This is a genomic window from Microcoleus sp. D2_18a_B4 (assembly GCF_036702475.1).
In the GTDB taxonomy this organism is placed as follows: Bacteria; Cyanobacteriota; Cyanobacteriia; order Cyanobacteriales; family Microcoleaceae; genus Microcoleus.
The window spans coordinates 33,915-51,495 of the sequence record NZ_JAUBTL010000032.1; the positions used below are offsets into that span (position 1 = coordinate 33,915).

18 protein-coding genes are annotated in these 17,581 nt (G+C 47.4%); 12 read left to right on the forward strand and 6 right to left on the reverse strand.

All coding sequences use genetic code 11. The features are described from left to right. Positions 1–120: 120 nt before the first annotated feature. Positions 121–366 carry a DUF5615 family PIN-like protein gene (locus QUB04_RS18745; RefSeq protein WP_333286611.1) on the reverse strand — a complete coding sequence of 82 codons (246 nt, stop codon included), beginning with the start codon at positions 364–366 and terminating at the stop codon, positions 121–123. Continuing rightward, a complete protein-coding gene (locus QUB04_RS18750; protein WP_333154900.1) occupies positions 350–595 on the reverse strand; it encodes a DUF433 domain-containing protein in 246 nt (81 codons plus the stop codon). The genes QUB04_RS18745 and QUB04_RS18750 overlap by 17 nt, the downstream gene beginning before the upstream one ends. Here QUB04_RS18750 and QUB04_RS18755 point away from each other — a divergent pair. Then, positions 578–787, forward strand: coding sequence for a DUF433 domain-containing protein (locus QUB04_RS18755; RefSeq protein WP_333286613.1), 210 nt, complete (start codon positions 578–580; stop codon positions 785–787). The genes QUB04_RS18750 and QUB04_RS18755 overlap by 18 nt on opposite strands. Positions 788–1,105: 318 nt before the next feature. Here the strand turns inward: QUB04_RS18755 and QUB04_RS32550 are convergent, their stop codons facing one another. Then, positions 1,106–1,288 carry a GNAT family N-acetyltransferase gene (locus QUB04_RS32550; protein WP_445301071.1) on the reverse strand — a complete coding sequence of 61 codons (183 nt, stop codon included), beginning with the start codon at positions 1,286–1,288 and terminating at the stop codon, positions 1,106–1,108. A 45-nt stretch (positions 1,289–1,333) separates the two neighbouring features. Here QUB04_RS32550 and QUB04_RS18760 point away from each other — a divergent pair, with 45 nt between their 5' ends. The 3 genes from QUB04_RS18760 (at position 1,334) to QUB04_RS18770 (ending at position 4,000) form a co-directional block, all read left to right on the forward strand. Then, positions 1,334–2,104, forward strand: a complete 771-nt coding sequence (locus tag QUB04_RS18760; RefSeq protein WP_333286615.1) for a CPBP family intramembrane glutamic endopeptidase — start codon at positions 1,334–1,336, stop codon at positions 2,102–2,104. Between the two features lie 133 nt (positions 2,105–2,237). Continuing rightward, positions 2,238–3,443, forward strand: coding sequence for a transposase (locus QUB04_RS18765; protein WP_333286617.1), 1,206 nt, complete (start codon positions 2,238–2,240; stop codon positions 3,441–3,443). 122 nt (positions 3,444–3,565) lie between these two features. Next, positions 3,566–4,000: a DUF1349 domain-containing protein gene (locus QUB04_RS18770; protein ID WP_333286679.1), complete on the forward strand. Its 435-nt coding sequence runs from the start codon at positions 3,566–3,568 to the stop codon at positions 3,998–4,000. Positions 4,001–4,151: 151 nt separating this feature from the next. Here the strand turns inward: QUB04_RS18770 and QUB04_RS18775 are convergent, their stop codons facing one another. Both QUB04_RS18775 and QUB04_RS18780 read right to left on the reverse strand, forming a co-directional pair. Continuing rightward, positions 4,152–4,430, reverse strand: coding sequence for a Photosystem I reaction center subunit PsaK (locus QUB04_RS18775; protein WP_333286619.1), 279 nt, complete (start codon positions 4,428–4,430; stop codon positions 4,152–4,154). A gap of 298 nt (positions 4,431–4,728) precedes the next feature. Continuing rightward, positions 4,729–4,941 (reverse strand): chlorophyll a/b-binding protein, encoded by a 213-nt coding sequence (locus tag QUB04_RS18780; protein ID WP_333041855.1) that lies wholly within the window; start codon positions 4,939–4,941, stop codon positions 4,729–4,731. Positions 4,942–5,519: 578 nt separating this feature from the next. Between QUB04_RS18780 and hflX the strand changes: the two genes are divergently transcribed. The 7 genes from hflX (at position 5,520) to QUB04_RS18815 (ending at position 14,153) form a co-directional block, all read left to right on the forward strand. Continuing rightward, positions 5,520–7,112 (forward strand): GTPase HflX, encoded by a 1,593-nt coding sequence (gene hflX, locus QUB04_RS18785; RefSeq protein ID WP_333286621.1) that lies wholly within the window; start codon positions 5,520–5,522, stop codon positions 7,110–7,112. Between the two features lie 515 nt (positions 7,113–7,627). Beyond that, the gene (locus tag QUB04_RS18790) at positions 7,628–7,930 is read left to right on the forward strand and encodes a PEP-CTERM sorting domain-containing protein (RefSeq protein WP_333286680.1); all 303 of its coding nucleotides are present in this window, start codon (positions 7,628–7,630) and stop codon (positions 7,928–7,930) included. Positions 7,931–8,392: 462 nt separating this feature from the next. Further along, positions 8,393–8,656, forward strand: coding sequence for a glutaredoxin 3 (grxC, locus tag QUB04_RS18795; RefSeq protein WP_333106127.1), 264 nt, complete (start codon positions 8,393–8,395; stop codon positions 8,654–8,656). Between the two features lie 67 nt (positions 8,657–8,723). Next, on the forward strand, positions 8,724–9,710 hold the full coding sequence (gshB, locus tag QUB04_RS18800) for a glutathione synthase (protein WP_333286623.1): 987 nt from the start codon (positions 8,724–8,726) through the stop codon (positions 9,708–9,710). Positions 9,711–9,967: 257 nt separating this feature from the next. Continuing rightward, positions 9,968–11,107, forward strand: a complete 1,140-nt coding sequence (locus tag QUB04_RS18805) for a Gfo/Idh/MocA family oxidoreductase (protein ID WP_333286625.1) — start codon at positions 9,968–9,970, stop codon at positions 11,105–11,107. 482 nt (positions 11,108–11,589) lie between these two features. Continuing rightward, positions 11,590–13,404, forward strand: coding sequence for a CHAT domain-containing protein (locus QUB04_RS18810; RefSeq protein WP_333286627.1), 1,815 nt, complete (start codon positions 11,590–11,592; stop codon positions 13,402–13,404). Positions 13,405–13,571: 167 nt separating this feature from the next. After that, on the forward strand, positions 13,572–14,153 hold the full coding sequence (locus tag QUB04_RS18815) for a hypothetical protein (RefSeq protein ID WP_333286629.1): 582 nt from the start codon (positions 13,572–13,574) through the stop codon (positions 14,151–14,153). A gap of 196 nt (positions 14,154–14,349) precedes the next feature. Here the strand turns inward: QUB04_RS18815 and QUB04_RS18820 are convergent, their stop codons facing one another. Continuing rightward, complete coding sequence (locus QUB04_RS18820; protein WP_333286631.1) at positions 14,350–14,688, reverse strand: hypothetical protein; 339 nt, start codon at positions 14,686–14,688, stop codon at positions 14,350–14,352. A gap of 289 nt (positions 14,689–14,977) precedes the next feature. Here QUB04_RS18820 and QUB04_RS18825 point away from each other — a divergent pair, with 289 nt between their 5' ends. Next, positions 14,978–17,485 carry a glycosyltransferase family 2 protein gene (locus tag QUB04_RS18825; protein WP_333286633.1) on the forward strand — a complete coding sequence of 836 codons (2,508 nt, stop codon included), beginning with the start codon at positions 14,978–14,980 and terminating at the stop codon, positions 17,483–17,485. Positions 17,486–17,581: the final 96 nt, after the last annotated feature.

Here is a 17,581-nt window from a genome sequence, read left to right on the forward strand (position 1 = left end):
CAATCGATCGAAACTCACACCGCGATATAATTCCTCGATCGCCACTTCAAGCTCAATACTCTAAAAGATCGTCACCCAAAGCCTGCCTCAATCCCCACAACTACTTGCTTCCGGCAATAACTACGGTAGGGGGCGTTGACGAATTTGATCGCGCTCCACCACTGTAAACCGTTCCTCAAATTGCAATCCTTCGGTCTGTAATAAATTTAACAATATTGATGCTGGTTCTTCCGGTGTGTGAGGACGAAACCGCAAATAAATGACACCTCTTGGCGATCGCAGCCGCAAGCGATAAATGAGTTCGCCGTAATCGCGATCGAACGTCAAAATCACCCGTTCCTCATCCGCATTAACTTGCCTCAGCAAACAGTAAAGGCGTGTAAAATACGTCTTCTTTGAGGCACTCCGCCGCGAAAGCAAACACAGCTTGTAAAGATTCAGCATTAAGTGTTGGGTAGTTTTCTAGAATTTGTTGCTGCGTCCAACCTTCTGAAAATAACCCTAGAACGAACTCCACTGATATTCGTGTCCCCTTAATTACAGGCTTGCCAAGCAGAATTTTAGGATTTGAGTGAATGTGTGCTTTCCAGTTCATAGCCAGTGCGCCTCTATAGGGTTTTCATCTATTATCAGCATAGTTAAAATTCTAAAATTTATCACCGCAGTAATATCTATTGACATTGGTACGCTCATTACACGCACTCCGGGACTGCATGGCGGATGTCCCCACATCCTCGGTAAAGGCGTTACCGTTCGCCGGATCGTAACCTGGTACAAGCGAGGATAGAATGCTCAAGAGATTTGCGATCGCATCGGACATCTCACCCTCGCCGAAGTCTACGCCGCACTCACCTACTATCATGCCAACACCCAAGAAATTGAAACTGATTTGCTTCATCAAGCAGCAGAAGCCAAGCGTCTTGAAGCTTTGCACAGCAACTTTGGTAAATATGAAATGCTAAGATAATAAATCATACATCGCCCACCGAAAAATCTACTAGATAAGCACTACCCTCAAACTGGGAAAGAGAAACTGATTTTTACCGGATAAATTTAGGGGGTGTAGGAGGAATATCGGCAATGAAGTAAAGTTTGGTAACAAGACTCAACACTTGTGATCCTTAACTAAACTGTAAAGTTCGAGCTCTTCAAACTGCCCTCGGTGAAAAACACGCTGTTTTTGGCTACCTTCCTGCGTCATTCCCAGCTTTTTTAGCACCTTAGCCGAGGCTATATTCCGCCTGAGACAAGTTGCATAAATGCGATCGAGCTTTAATGTTTCAAATATTCAAGACTGATTTAGTGTAATTGATGCGTTTTTTTATCAAAAATGATGTCTGCTAACACTGCAAAAAATCATTACTTCCGATTGGCATTGTTCTGGGCGTTTCTGGGTAGTTTGGGAAGCTTGGCGGTGTTCCCTTATGCCCTGTCTCTCAATCCGGCAGTAAGTCAATTGCCTGCACCGCTACCTGTTGTGGCGATCGCCTCCGCCCTGCAAACCGGAATTTTTCTAATTCTCTTTTGTTGGATTGGACTGCGCCTCGGTAACTCGATCGGACTTGATACGCCCATAGCTCGTGCTTTGGTATATCGACAGCCTTTCGCGCCAATATCTAAATCTGCCCTTAACACGGCGCTAATTGTAGGCTGCATCGGTGGAATCGTCCTGATAGGATTGAGTTTAGGGTTTGAACCTTGGATGCCGCCAATGGCTTCAAAAACTGCGTTAAAGATTGACCTCTGGAAACGCATATTAGCTTCACTCTACGGAGGCATCACCGAAGAACTCTTGCTGCGACTGTTCGGTATGACATTGATTGCGTGGCTACTTTGGAAGATGTTTGAGCGAGACAAACCGCAACCCTCTACATTGATTTTTTGGCTGGCCATCGTGGCGGCTGCAATATTGTTTGGTGTGGGTCATTTGCCCGCGGCTGCCAATGTCTGGGCATTAACCCCGATCGTCGTTATCCGCACCATTACACTCAATGCCCTCTTAGGAATTCCCTTTGGTTTTCTTTACTGGCGTTGGGGATTAGAATACGCAATGTTATCTCATTTTTTGGCTGATTTGGTACTGCACGGAATTGGAGGAAGTTAGCAGGAGATGCAAACAATGCAATGGTACAACGAACCTTTACCAAGAAAAGGGGTCTAAAGCCCCGTCCTTTTAGGACGGCTTTAATTTCCCCAGAACTGTGATAGAGTGTTTTATATCCAGTTCCAAGACGTAAATGTTAGTATTTGAAGCCAAGCTAGAAGGAAAGAGCGAGCAGTACCAGAGGCTAGACGAAGCCATTCGTACTGCTCGCTTTATTCGTAATAGCTGCATCAGGTACTGGATAGATACGAAGGGTGTGAATCGATACGACTTGAGTGCCTACTGTGCGGTGCTTGCCAAAGAATTCCCTTGGGCTGCCAAGCTCAACTCAATGGCAAGGCAAGCTTCCGCAGAGAGAGCTTGGTCATCAATTGCTCGTTTCTACGACAACTGCAAAAAGGCAAAACCGGGAAAGAAAGGATTTCCACGTTTCAAAAAGCATGAAACCCGCGATTCTGTTGAATACAAAACCTGTGGATGGAAGCTTTCAGAAGATCTCAGAAGCATAAACTTTAGCGACGGCTTCAAAGCAGGAAGATTTAAGTTGTGGGGAACTCGCGACTTGCATTTCTACCAGCGAAGTCAAATCAAACGAGTGCGCGTAGTGCGTCGAGCCGACGGGTACTACGTGCAATTCTGTATTGATGCTGAACGGAATGAACAGCGAGAGCCTACGGGACGAACCATTGGTTTAGACGTAGGATTGACCCATTTCTACACAGACTCGGATGGTAATACCGTCGAGAACCCGCGTCATTTAAGAAAGTCTGAGCGGTCACTCAAAAAGCTTAATCGCAGACTTTCCAGAACCCAGAAAGGTTCTAAGAACAGAGAAGCGGCGCGGAATCGATTAAGCAGAAAACACCTCAAGGTAAGTAGGCGGCGTAAAGACTTTGCTGTGAAATTAGCAAGGTGCGTAGTCCAGTCCAACGACTTGGTAGCCTACGAAGACTTGTCGGTGCGTAACATGGTCAAAAACAAAAAGCTGTCCAAGTCTATATCTGATGCCGCTTGGACAGCTTTTAGGAATTGGATTGAATATTTTGGCAAAGTGTTTGGAGTAGCTACTGTTGCCGTCGCACCGCACTACACTAGCCAAAATTGTTCTAATTGCGAAAAGGTGGTGAAGAAATCGCTAAGTCAAAGAACACATATTTGTCCGCATTGTGGATTTGTTTTAGACCGCGATTGGAATGCTGCGCGAAATATATTAGAACTGGGATTGCGTACCGTGGGGCACACGGGAACCTATAATGCCTCTGGAGACATCGACCTCTGTTTGAGTGAGGAAACTCCTTCAAGTAAGTCGGGTCGCAGAAAGAGGAAGCCCAAACAGTGATGTTTGGAATCACCGTCGCTTTAGCGGGCGTGAGGATGTCAAAATGGCATGAGGATAACGATGTTATCCACATTACCGCCGGCCCAAAGACTGACTTTTGGCGGCAAACTCATTACTGATTTATTCGCGATAACGGCAACTTTTACTACCGTCAAGTATCAGGCGACTTTACAGCCGAAGTCAAAATTACTGGTTGCTATCGATCGCTCTACGATCAAGCAGGATTGATGATTCGAGAGAGCGAAAATATCTGGCTCAAGTGCGGCATTGAGTTTGTTGAGGGAGTGCAAAACGTGAGTGCGGTTGTGACACGAGACTATTCCGATTGGTCTGTTATGCCGCTTGAAGTGCCGCCTGTTTCCCTGTGGCTGCGGGTAAAGCGCCGAGCTGAAACGGTGGAAGTGCAATACTCGTTGAATGGGTCAGACTATTCAATGATGCGACTGGCATATCTAACTGAGTCACCAATCCTTCAAGTTGGGTTAATGTGTGCGGCTCCCCAAGGTGATGGCTTTGCAGTCAAATTTGAAGGGTTTAAGCATAGTAAGCTGATCTAATGTGGATGGTAAAAAAACCGCTTTCTGCGCCACTCCATATATAAAATTAAAATTAGGGGTGAGTGCTTTTCACTTACCCCAGCCATTTTTTGTCCGCTTTTTAACAAACTAATTGCAGCAAGAAATCGCCACAAAAGGAGCTCAATTTCTACTAGATAGCCTTGCCGGTACTCAGTGACAAAATCGTGAATACTCCCAGCAAATGACCTGCGCTCATGCAAGCCAAAAATGCCGGTACGCTAACATTGTTGAACAAAGACGGGAAGGGCAAAGGCATTTTCGGCCCGACGTGGGGATACCAAATTCGGCGGCTGAGAACTAGCAATGCTAAGATATTGCAAATAAACATCACCAGAGGCTTTTGCCAATTTCCTGATGCTGTGTCAGTCACAGTCGATGCTACTACTGCCAGTAAATTTGAGTTAATCATCGTTGATGCTCCTATTTTTCATAAATTATCAGAAATGCTCGATGAGATTTCTTGCCAAAAATACAGCAGGGGCGATCGCCTTTACGCAATAAATATCTGTTGCTATTAATATTCACCGCGCCAGCGACAGCGCCCCCACCCATAATCATCGAATCACGGCAAGAAGTCTTTTAATGCCATTCAAAAGTAACGAAAGATACAAAGGGACAAAACCATACTCGCTGCCATTTGTAACTTTTAGCCTGTCTGGCAGTGGTGGCATTTTCTCACGCTGCCAGACAGGATAGACTGCTCGTCATTACTGAGCAATGTAGGTAGGCAGAAAGTGGAGAATGTCGCGCAGAACGCTATATCCAGCAGCATCCCAGAGCAAATAAGCTAAGAAACCGATCATCGCTAAGCGACCGTTCCAAAGTTCTGCTTGCGGGTTGAAGCCAAACAAAAAGGCATTCCGATCTTTGCCGTTGTAAGCATTAGCCGTAGGAGGCAGGTTAGTAGGACGAGTTTCCATGTTTTTACATTCCTTAACAATGTTCGCTTCTCATGGTAGCGACCTAATTTCTGCTTTGCTATCTGTCTCTAGGCTCAAGATACACACAAGTCTAAAGGAGGATTTAGAAACAAAAAATAAAGTGTTAACTTTTGTTGCGCGAGATTTTTCAGCGATCGCCTGTATCTGTAGATACTAAATAAAACTAGAAGTTGAGATTGCTGCTGTGAAAAGCCCGATCGCCCCGTAGCGGCAAACAACGGCGCTGGTGACTCGACAATACTGAAGCCGCGCTCTGATAGAGGCAAGAAAATTTACTAAATTGGAACTTAAAACCCGAACACGATCGTCCTTGAGTTAACTAAAATAAGAGATAAACAGATCGATCGGGAGAAACAGTTATCGAAACCATCTACGGCAATCTTCAAGGTTTAAAGTCCAGCCAGCTCAAGCAACTCGAAAAGCTTTACCACCAGCGACTACCGGGCGATCGCATCACCACTGCAGAATTCGCCCAGCGCGTCGCAGCCATCAGCACGGAAATAGACAAACCAATCTGCACCTACATCAACCGCCGCGGACAAGTAATTCGCGTCGGCGTGGGTACACCCCGCCAAACGCAGATTGCGCCCCTAGAATTGCCCCGCTACGGGGGAGGTCGCCTCAGCGGCATTCGCTGCATCGCCACCCACCTAAAGCCAGAAACCCCAAGCGAAGCAGCCCTCACAGCAATGGCAATTCAGCGCCTGGACGCTCTGGTTTGGCTGACACTGACGGGGGGAGGATTTCAGCGCCGCGGCGGCGGTGCGACTGGTTACATCCAAGAAGCTTATCTCGCTCACCTGATACCCCAGGGAGATCAGCCAAATTTTGAGTTCTCTGTTTTGAGCGCTCAGTTAGAACCAGATGCAACTGATGAAATAGAAGAGCCTTCAATTCAAAAGTCACTAATCAAAAGTCCACACTTTCCCTGGAAAATATCAGAACCGTTGAATTTGGACGAACTCGCCGACCAAGACTTTCTGGATTTGGTGGAAGGACTCGAAGCAGAGTTTGAAGCAGAGTTTGTCGCGGGGGAGGTCGATGCCGACCAAGACAAAGTGCTGTTGGTAGGTGTAATGACTCAGCACATGACTCAGTTGGAGTTTGAGGACGGGCTGGCAGAAATCACGCGGCTGGTTGAAAGCGCCGGGGGTCAGGTACTGCAAACAGTGCGCCAAAAACGATCGCGCCCCAATCCGCAGACAGTCGTCGGCGAAGGCAAAGTTCAGGAAATTTCCCTCACCGCTCAGACGGTTAGCGCTAACCTCGTTGTATTCGATCGCGACCTGACCCCCGCACAAATACGGAACTTGGAAACTCAGATAGGTATCCGCGTAGTCGATCGAACAGAGGTAATTCTCGACATCTTTGCCCAAAGAGCTCGATCGAGCGAGGGTAAATTGCAAGTCGAACTCGCTCAGCTAGAGTACGCCCTGCCCCGGCTCAGAGGTCGCGGTCAGGCAATGTCGAGACAGGGTGGCGGCATCGGTACCAGAGGCCCAGGGGAAACCAAGCTAGAAACCGAACGGCGGACGATCGCCAAACGCATTTCTCGATTGCAGCAAGAAGTAAATCAACTGCTGGCGCACCGCTTCCGGCTGCGGCAGAATCGGCATCATCACGAGGTACCCTCAGTGGCGATCGTTGGCTATACCAACGCCGGTAAATCTACTCTGCTCAACCTGCTCACAAATTCCGAAGTCTATGCCGCTGACCAGTTATTTGCCACCCTCGACCCCACAACTCGACGGTTGACCATTCCCGGCGTCACCGGGGAACCCCTGTCGATCGTCCTCACAGATACAGTGGGCTTTATTCGCGAACTGCCTCCCGCCTTGATCGACGCTTTTCGGGCTACCCTCGAAGAAGTCACTGACGCCGATGCTTTGCTGCATCTCGTCGATCTCTCCCATCCCGCGTGGCAGAGCCAAATTCGATCGGTCATGAATATTTTGACCGATATGCCCGTAACTCCAGGGCCAGCCCTTGTAGTTTTTAACAAAATTGATGCCGTAGATGGAGAGACTCTCGCCCTGGCGCGAGAAGAATTTCCTCAAGCAGTATTTATTTCGGCGGCCAAGGGTTTGGGGATGGAAACTCTCCGCGACCGATTAGCTCAGCTCATTCAATACGCCCTCTACCCTCGGTAAACACTTAAATATTCCTTTTGAATAGTTGACATCGGGGAATATACGTACATATACTGAGGACAGATATAGTCGAACTATGAGATTATAAAAGAGTAGTCAGATTGTGCATGGCAAAGTACAATACAGCAGCTCTATTTTGCGATCGGTTGTTAAATAAATAATTTCCGGAGGCCGCGGTCAAGGTCAAAACACTCTTTGTTAATGGCTGTAAGGGCTGTTGGTTCAGAGGTTGCAAAAAGATGTTGCTTCACTCTGGCCCAACCACGGTACGCGATGTCAAGGTGAAAGAGAATAATATTATTATGAAAGTGTTTGGGCACTCACCTCAAGCGCTATACTATCTTTTACAGACGTCGGTCAGAGAATACATCCATTTATTGTAAGAACTCAAAAATCCTTGCCCGTCGTACAGCGCTAATCTCTAGGACTATTTCTATTTTTCGATTTTACCACTGTTTAACTAAATAGTTATGTGTACGCCACTGGCAAAACTAGCAATTGGACTCTCTGCCACAATGGCAACAGCGTTTTACTATCTAGCTGCCGCCCCTCCGGCTTCAGCACAAGATGTGTGTGGGCCTGGAAATTATTCTCCTGTCTGTTTCCCCAGCCCGCCATCACCACCCCCCAAACCCGAGCCGCCATTACCTGAACCGCCGGCGACCCAGCCGAGTTTGTCCCAAATATACAAAGGCACACCTTCGAGAAACTCAACTGCTATTCCTGAACCGGGTACTGCGATCGCAGTCCTACTGACAGGTGCAGCAATGATCGGTTCGTGCAGAAAGCGAAACAAGCAGGTTGGTCCGCAGCGCTAGGCAGGCTGATGACCAACCTGTTTGCCTTCAAAATGTCTCCGTTTTTTTAAGCGTGAGTATTTGTTTACTTAAATTTATATAAAAAATAACTTGACACCTAGCTTGTGCGCTGCAAATAGAGCCGGATGTTGAAGGAAGAAAGCTATAGCGACTTCAGTCAGGGTAAAAACAAGGAAGAAGGCAAATGCACTTCCCGGCAAGGATTTCAGCAATGAATAACCTCCGGTGCAACAGATAAGGTTGCTATATATAAAAAAAATTAAAATATAAAAATTAAAATAAGATTGGTTAAGATCAATCCTTCGGACAGTTTTTGAGAGCCTACCGTAGAATAAGGGTTTCAAGGCTCCTAGGCAAGTTTGCTACCAACGAAAAATCGAGGGTTTCAGCCTAGGAAGTAAAAACAGTCCGCACTATGGTTAAGATTACAATTAAAAAATATTGTTATTGCTTGAGCGTCCCATGACCCCTAAAGTAGAAATTTACACTTGGAGAACCTGCCCGTTTTGCATTCGTGCCAAAGCACTGCTGAAACGAAAAGGGGTTGATTTTACAGAGTACGCGATCGACGGAGATGAAGCAGCACGGGCTCAAATGAGCGATCGAGCCAACGGAGGCCGCACCCTGCCACAAATATTCATTAACGACCAACACATAGGCGGCTGCGACGAAATGCACAAACTCGATGCTCTAGGCCAGCTAGACCCCCTGCTAGCAGCAAAATGAGGCATTCCCTGTCGAATTTTCCGTTAGCCCAAATTTTCCTGCGACCAATTCTTAATTTTAATTGACAATGAAATTTGCATTCATCATCGATCCCCTCGCGCGACTAATTCCAGGACACGATACCAGCGTAGCGCTGATGGAGGCAGCTCAAGATTTGGGTCACGAAGTCTGGGCGACTCAAGCCAACGAACTAAGCGTCATCGGCGGCAAAACCTGGGCAATGCTCAGTCGGGTAGCCCTCACCCCAGTAAAAGTGGTAGAGGGACGCTGGGAGGCGGCTGAGGCTTGGTACCAGGTAGAACATCCTACTTTGCAGCCTCTCGAAGCAATGGACGCAGTATTTATGCGGACAGACCCCCCAGTCAACATTCCTTACCTATACGCTACTTACCTTCTAGATGGCATCGATCCGGCTAAAACTTTGGTAGTTAACAGTCCCAAAGGATTGCGGGCGGCGAATGAAAAGATGTATGCTTTGCAATTTGAGGGAGCGATCCCCGAAACAATTGTTTCTCAAAACAAGCAGGTAATTCGGCAATTTGTTGAGAAAAAAGGAGCGGCAGTTCTTAAACCCTTGGGCGGCAAAGCTGGCGAGGGGATTTTATTTTTGGAAGCCGACGATCGCAATCTCAACTCCCTGGTCGAAATTAGCACTCAACAAGGGCAAATTCCAGTGATGGTTCAGACTTATCTGCCGGAAGCAAAAGAGGGAGATAAACGGATTATATTGTTGGACGGTAAACCCATCGGTGCTATCAACCGTATTCCCACCGGCAATGAATTTCGAGGCAACATGGCCGTCGGCGGCCGAGTCGCAAAAACCGAAATTACCGATCGCGAACTGCAAATTTGCGCTCAGTTAGAACCCGTGCTGCAACGGGACGGACTGTACTTTGTCGGCATTGATATCATTGGCGGTTATCTCACAGAAGTTAATGTCACCAGCCCTACAGGGATCAGAGAAATTGACTTGTTTGATGGCGTTAGTTTGGGCAAACAAGTAATTGAATGGGTGGAGAAGGAAGAAGGAAGAAGGAAGAAGGAAGAAGGATGAGGGAAGAAGGAAAGCACGACACAGATACACGGATTAATTATCGAGCGTCAGGCGGATGTTGAAGTCATTAGTTATTTGTTATAGCCTTTCTCATTAACATGAGGTGCTCTCGCGGGCATAGGGCATAGGGCATAGGGCATAGGCATAGGACTCGCCCCCATACCTCACTTTTTTGAGAACCGCTATAGTTGCTACTAATGCCCAATGCCCAAGGCCCAATGCCCAATGCCCCATTCCCCATTCCCAATTATTAAATTATGTCAAAAATTGGCGTTGCAGTAGTCGGTACAGGTTTTGGTCAAAAAGTACACCTTCCCGGATTCCAGGCCCATCACCGGACAGAGGTTGTGGCTGTTTACCACCGGAATTTAGACAAAGCAAAGGATCTCGCCTCTACCCACAATATCCCCTACGCTTGCGACTCGATCGCCGATATAGTAGCCCTCCCAGAAGTGGCGGGCGTCAGCATTTCCACACCGCCGTTTTTGCATTTTGAAATGGCAAAAACCGTCTTGGAAGCAGGCAAGCATTTATTATTAGAAAAACCCACAGCCCTGACAGCAAATGAAGCCAGGGAACTTTACAGATTGGCAAACAACGAATCTCTAACCGAGCTTAAAAATGGTGGTTCGAGAGCAATTGCCACAATGGACTTTGAGTTTCGATTCATCCCCGCATGGCAAATGCTAGCAGAATTATTGGCAGCAGAATATGTGGGAGAAAAGCGTTTAATTAAGATTGATTGGCTGGTGTCGAGCCGCGCTGATGCGAGTCGCCCTTGGAATTGGTACGCGCAAAAAGAGCGAGGTGGCGGAGTTTTGGGCGCGACGGGTTCTCACGTTTTTGATTATATTAGCTGGCTGTTCGGCCCGCCCCAAAGGCTTTCTGGGCAATTGATTACAGGAATTTCGCGGCGGCCCGATCCGAATGATTGGGGAAATTTAAAATTAGTTGATGCAGATGATTCTTGCACGTTGATGTTGGAATTAGCCGGGGGAACGCCTTGTCAAGTTTGTTTGAGTTCTGTTACTTATCAAGGGCGGGGACACTGGGTGGAAATATACGGGAGTAAGGGTACGTTGGTGTTAGGAAGCGACAACCAGCAAGATTACGTCCACGGATTTCGCTTGTGGGGTTCCCAAGGTGGAGAACCTTTAGCTGAAATCAAAATTCCTCAAAGATTGGAGTTTCCTAAAGTTTATCCAGACGGGAGAATTGCACCGTTTATTCGAGTAGTAGATAGGTGGGTTGAAGCAATAGATGCCGGTAAATCCTTGATACCCTCCCTCAGAGAAGGGGTTTACTCGCAGTTGTTGATGGATTTGACCCAGGAGTCGAATGCTACGGGAACTTGGGTAGATTTACCGAGTATAGATAAATTTTTGGGCACTAAGTAAAAGTAAAAACTGCCAAAGCAATCTCACGCACTCGATCGCACCCCAAACCCGATAAACTACAAATAGATAAACTCAATCCCACCCTATATCCAGAGTCGGTAGTTGTCAGTAACGAGCGGGCTAAAGCCACGCTCGCTTGTAAGAGCGATCGAGCAAGCTGTACTGACCAGCTATCGCCTTAACTGGCTACGTTATTTAGGTCACGACACCCGCTTGATGCGAAGCTAGTCCCTTGCTCTGTCGCTAGTAGTTAAACAGCCTTAAAGTCACGCTCGGCAGTGCTGCCAGCCTAACAAGCCTCTATAACATTGACCGACAAGCTAACATTACCCCGCAAGGGAGATCGAGGCAACCATACCTCACCAGAGGGGCAACCATACCCCTCTACCCCGCAAGGGGATTCAAAGCGATTGAAATCGCCGGGTCGTTTTCCTCTCAGGACTAAAGTCTCTGAGCTTCCCACTTACCGAGCTTTTTTGTGAATGGCGCGCCCTGAAAGTCCTTGCCTCAGTATAGCGATCGCTCGCCTGAGAACCGCTGGGGCAAACCATTTTGCCACTTGGGTTCTACAAGCTCCCTATCCCAGCGGGTACGTTCACCACGATTGTATGTGGCCCGATACCCTCTCCCAATCATGGAAAGCTTGGCAGGAAATGTTTTCGCCCTCCGGGACAATTCACGAATTGCCCCTAAATCCTGATGGCAGTTTCGTCTCGGCGGAAAACAACCAGAATATACTGGCAGAAATTGAACAACGAATACCGACGCCCTCTGTGCCGCTCCACCTCGGTCAACAAGGGTGGGGCGACAAAGGGGATCAGCATCCGCCTCGGCCACCGGCAAGCTACAGCAGCCGCCTGATGCAGCATTTGGGGATTAATCTTTGGCAGTGGCTGTTTGAAGGGCCGATTCAGGGTAGTCTCCAGGAAAGTAAAGGTATCGCGATCGGGCAAAATCTACCCCTGCGAGTGCGCTTAGACTTGCGCGAACCGTATTTAATTGCTTTGCCTTGGGAAATTATGCAGCCTCAAGCCGGTCAACCGGCAATTTCTCTGTCGCAGCAACTGCTTTTCAGCCGCACTACCAGCAATGTTGAACCTTTGCCACCCCTGCATCCTGCGGAGTCGCTCAACATTTTGCTAGTTTTGGGACAAGCAGAACCCGGCCGCGGTGCTAATTCTCAATTTTCCAGCAGCAATAACCGTCATTTGCAGTTGGAAGCAGAAGCACTCGCCCTAGCTGGCGTTCTGGAAAGCGCTTTTCAAACCGACGACAGCGGCAAATATTCTGACATCAGCGTTGCGACTCGTGTCGATACTCTGATCGAACCTACTCCGGCGGAACTCATTTCTCGGCTGGAAACGCAAGGTTACAACATTCTGTTCTACGCCGGCCACGGGATACCGGGCCCCGACGGCGGTTTGCTGTTTTTGGGGCCGGAAACGGTGATTAATGGCACTGAACTAGCTCAGGTTTTAGTTCGGTGCCGCGTGACGCTGGCGGTGTTTAATGCCTGCTGGGGAGCTCAGCCGGCGGTGGAGAGGCTGCACTCAACTAACGGCCAGCAACAGGCGATCGCCCGCAGCAGTTTGGCTGAGGTACTGATCCATCACGGGGTGCCGGCGGTGTTGGGGATGCGGGACTCGATCGCCGATCGCGAGGCCCTGAGTTTTATCCAAAGTTTTGCCCAAGCTTTGGCCGGACGGATGTCGATCGATCGGGCAGTCGCCGTCGCCAGACAGCAGTTACTAACGCTCTACAAGTTCAATCAACCGGCTTGGACGCTGCCTGTGCTGTATATGCACCCTGAGTTTGACGGTCAGCTAACTGAGCCGGTAGATGACCTCAAAACTGAATTGCCTTTAAATTCTTCTACTTGGCTGGGACGGTTGCCGTCTTGTGCTTATTTGCGGGGGCGCGATCGACCAAATGCCAAATCCACCGAATCGACCAATCAGGTTTGGCCGATTCGCGCAGGTATGGTTCGAGTCGGACGCTGGGAAGAAAACGACGTAGTGATTCGAGAACAGTGGGTTTCTCAAAAACACGCCGAGATTTTCTGCCGAAACACTATCGGAGATAGCCGCGAAGAACCTAGCTACTTCCTGCGCGATTTTTCTCGCTACGGGACTCTAGTTTTGGGCTCTGAGGGATGGCAGAGAGTTCACCACCAAGAATTGCTGCTACGCAGCGGGACTCAGCTAAAATTTGGCAGTTCTCAAGGTCAGATTTTTGAGTTCACTATTGAGGTTCCTAAAACTTCGGGGTACAGTGAGACGGATTGCGGAACGAATTAAGGTGCGGGTGTAGCTAATGAAGACAAGCGGCTACTGGCACAGCAAAGTTCTGGGCGTTGAGTGTCCAGTCTGAATTTAAAAGAGTTACTCACCACTGATAGCTCGCAACGCCGCTCTTGGCACAGTCCTCCCTCTGTCTTTTCCTTCTCCCACTTAGGTATTACATCATGGCTACCCAATCTGCTGATTCTGAATATTTTCGCGACTCTCAAACTCAGGCCCAGATGGAACTTCTCGCCACAATTGTTCAGACTGATGTTGCTTACCCCTGGAATCCTGCCCAGCTTGAATCGGAATCTTATTTAACTGCCCTAGAGCAGGAATTTGCGCTATCTGATTCATTCAGCGACAGCGATATTGCCCTGAAGTCGCAAGTTTTATTCTCGCAATTAGAACAAGTTTGGCTGACGACTGCTCTGCAAAAGTCTTTGCGCGAGAAATTTGCTCGCGTTCCTCAAGACTTTCTGGCCCGCATCGCTCAAAGCGTACAAAACGCAACTGTTAAGTATCAATCTTTAGCTGACCAAATGGTAGAGTGCGTCTTAGATATTTTGCCTCAGTGGGCTGAGGAAGATTTGCAGGTGTTGGCACGTCCTTTGGCTTATGCGATGCGAGATGTTGATTCGGAAGGGGGGGAATTGGTCATGGCGACTAAAAGACCTTGGGCCCAATTGTCGGAAATAGAACAAGCCAGAGTTAGTTTGGCTGTCGCCCGCTATGCAATCTCGCAATTAGAAATTGCTGATTAGTTTTGTGATGGCTGGGATTTTGTGCTGCGATCGCGGTAATTTTTTTAAATAAATATAAAATTAATCTACCTTTAGTTAGATGTCAAATTCGTCTAATTGTTAAATCAAATAGGATTGCTATAGTCTGATATAGCAATCCTCTTTGATTTGTAGACTTGATAATTTTTTTTTGAACTATAGCAAACGCGCCCGAGGGTTAGGACGGAGATGTTGCAGCATTTTCAATAAGCTTTTTATGGGCCGCGTCGCAAAAACGGCCCACAAGAAATATTTGGCGTTGCATAATTTGAGGATGATTCTTGTGGGGAGTAGGGGTTAGGCGTCCCGCCTGTTGTGAAAATACACAGGACGGGCTCATGGGCCCATCCCACAAAACAATCAAAATCATCCCGCAATTATGCAACGCCAAATATTTTTTATTATGGAATCGGCCGGAAAGCCTGTTGCTGACATTGCTGAAATCCTTGCCGAAGATTGCTTCTGATATCTTTTCCGGTTGGGTGGGAATAATAAAGTCAAGGTCGCGCAATTCCACATTCCCCCACTCCCCACTCCCCATCATAAAGAGTGTTACCGCAATTGATATGAATTCTCTCCTCGGTAACTCAAGCCTTCTTCCTTCTTGCTTCTGCTATATTTGGCCAGGTTTGGACTCGCTTAGCAGTTTGCCAACAGCAAGCAAGATGAATTATCATACAAGGGTCAGAATGTTAAAAAATGTAAAAATAGTAATTGGGGTGTGTCGGAATTTTCAACTGAATTAAAAAGTGGACAGCAGGAAACCCTTACTGTTGCAGGCACGATCGGGACTTTAAAATTATTTTATGACAACTTCAAGATTTGATCTTCAAGACTTGAAACGCCACTTTTGGCGGATTTCGCGGGTGCGGGCGGCAACGCTAGTCGTGTTGGGGGCGGTTGCTTTCGCAGGTGCGATCGCCGGGGCCTGGTTTGCCGGTGAAGGTACAGTCAGCGGTATTTTTGCCACAATCAACATTTGGCAGCAAAACCCGCCTGTGTGGCTGCAAGTGCCTGCTACGAGCAAGATGTATTTGTTAGTGCCGACTTTTATGCTGGTTTCGGCCGCTTTAGCTGCAATTAAAATTTCGCCTCAACCGCAGAAATGGTCGCGCGCTGTGGTAGTTGCAATAATTCTAGCTTTAACCATTCGCTACGTTTTATGGCGATCGCTCGCTACTCTAAATTTAACCGATCCCCTCAACGGTATCTTTAGTTTAGGGCTGTTTTTCCTAGAAATGCTACTGGTTTTCAACACCAGTATTCAAATGTATTTAATGCTGAGAATGAAAGACCGGCGTCGAGAAGCCGATCGCATGGCAGTTGCAGTTGAAGCTGGAAACTTCACCCCGCCCGTAGATATTTTTATCCCAACTTACAACGAACCGGCTTTTATTTTACGGCGCAGTGTAATCGGCTGTCAAGCTTTAGATTATCCCCACAAAAAAATATATTTGCTCGACGATACCAAGCGCCCTGAAATCAAGTTGCTGGCAAAAGAACTGGGATGCGAGTATATAACCAGACCCGATAATATTCACGCCAAAGCTGGAAACATTAATCATGCCACACCCCTAACTAATGGAGAACTAATTGTAGTTTTCGATGCAGATTTTATTCCCACTAAAAACTTTTTAACTCGAACAGTTGGATTTTTTCAAAATCCCGAAATCGCCCTCGTTCAAACACCGCAAAGCTTTTACAACCACGACCCCATCTCCCGTAATTTAGGTTTAGAAAATGTGATCGCGCCGGAAGAAGAAATTTTTTACAGGCAAATTGAAATCATCAAAGACAGCGCCGACAGCGTGGTTTGTTGCGGTACATCTTTTGTAGTTAGGCGGAGTGCTTTAGAAACAGCGGGAGGCTTGGTCACAGATTCAATCTGCGAAGATTATTTTACCGGAATTCGGCTGTCAGCAACTGGATATCGCTTAGTTTATTTAGATGAAAAATTGAGTGCGGGTTTGGCGGCTGAAAATATAGAGGCTCATCTAAATCAAAGGCTACGCTGGGCGCGAGGCACGCTTCAGGCATTTTTTATTGATTCCAATCCTTTAACAATTCGCGGTCTTACATTCGTACAGAGGCTATCTCATTTGGAAGGATTGCTGCACTGGTTTACCAGTTTAACCAAGGTTTTATATCTGTTGATACCTTTAGCTTATTCATTTCTCGGCATAATTCCTTTGCGGGCAAGTGCGCCGGAATTGCTGTACTTTTTCCTGCCTTACTATTTGGTGCAACTTACTGTGTTTTCTTGGCTGAACCGCAGATCGGGATCGGCTTTACTTTCCGATATTTATTCGTTCGTCCAGTGTATTCCTTTAGCGGTGACGGTGGTGAGTTCCATGCTGAATCCCTTTGGGAAAGGGTTTCAGGTGACGCCAAAAGGAATTGCGAGCGATCGCTTTCGTTTTAACTGGAATTTGGGATGGCCTTTGATTGTCTTGTTCGCAGCTACAGCATTCAGTTTATGGCACAATTTAAACATTAATTTAGTGAAAAATGTAGGCACCGTACAGTCAATATCAGAAAGTGCACATTTGTTGTTGTCAAAAGGAATGAGTTTGGGATGGGTTTGGAGCGCGTACAACCTGCTGATGATCGGGATTGCCTTACTAATTTTGGTGGATATTCCTAAGCCGGACATTTACGAATGGTTCAATTTACGCAGGGTGGTACAATTAAATATTGGCGGTAAAAGTTTTTGGGGTATAACTACTGTAATTTCGGAAAGTGGCGCTGAAGTTGCTCTGACGCAGTGGCCAAGTTTTGCGGTGAAAGGTAATGGTAGTAAAGAGAGTTTGACCCCAGCAGAGATTTTGCCAAAATATGCCGTTCAGACAAGTTTATTGCAGGGTAAAATAAAAGCGCTCTCTCGCAGTGCGGCAGTCAAAGCAAGGAGATCCGTAGCGCCCTCTGTTGTTGAGTTGGGCACTGAGCGTCCTTTGGCCCAAGGTTTGATTGATTGCGATTCGGCGACTCTGAAAATTATGGAAGAGAACTGTTTTATTCCTGTGGCTAAGATTGAGTTGGTGAGCGATAAATCTCAGTTGGAGTCGAGTTTTCGGGATGGAAAAGACGGCAGTTTTGTGGAATTTCCCACTGTGCGAATTGCGTTCGATCGCCTGAACATTAGCCAGCACCGCTGTTTGATCGAAATGCTGTACTGTCGGCCCGGCCAGTGGCAGCGGCAGGAAACTCCCGGAGAATGGCGATCGTTGTGGCTGTTGTTGAGAATTGCTTTGAAACCGAGGGCTGTTTTTGAGAGGAATAGGGCAGTTAGGCCGATCGGAGTTTCGCAACTTTAGATCGAGTTTCTCCTCGTTGGGAATTTTTCACCGCAGAGATAGCAATCCTTGCGGGAGTCGTAAATTTTTTACCCCGCCCCAACCCTCCCCGAACCC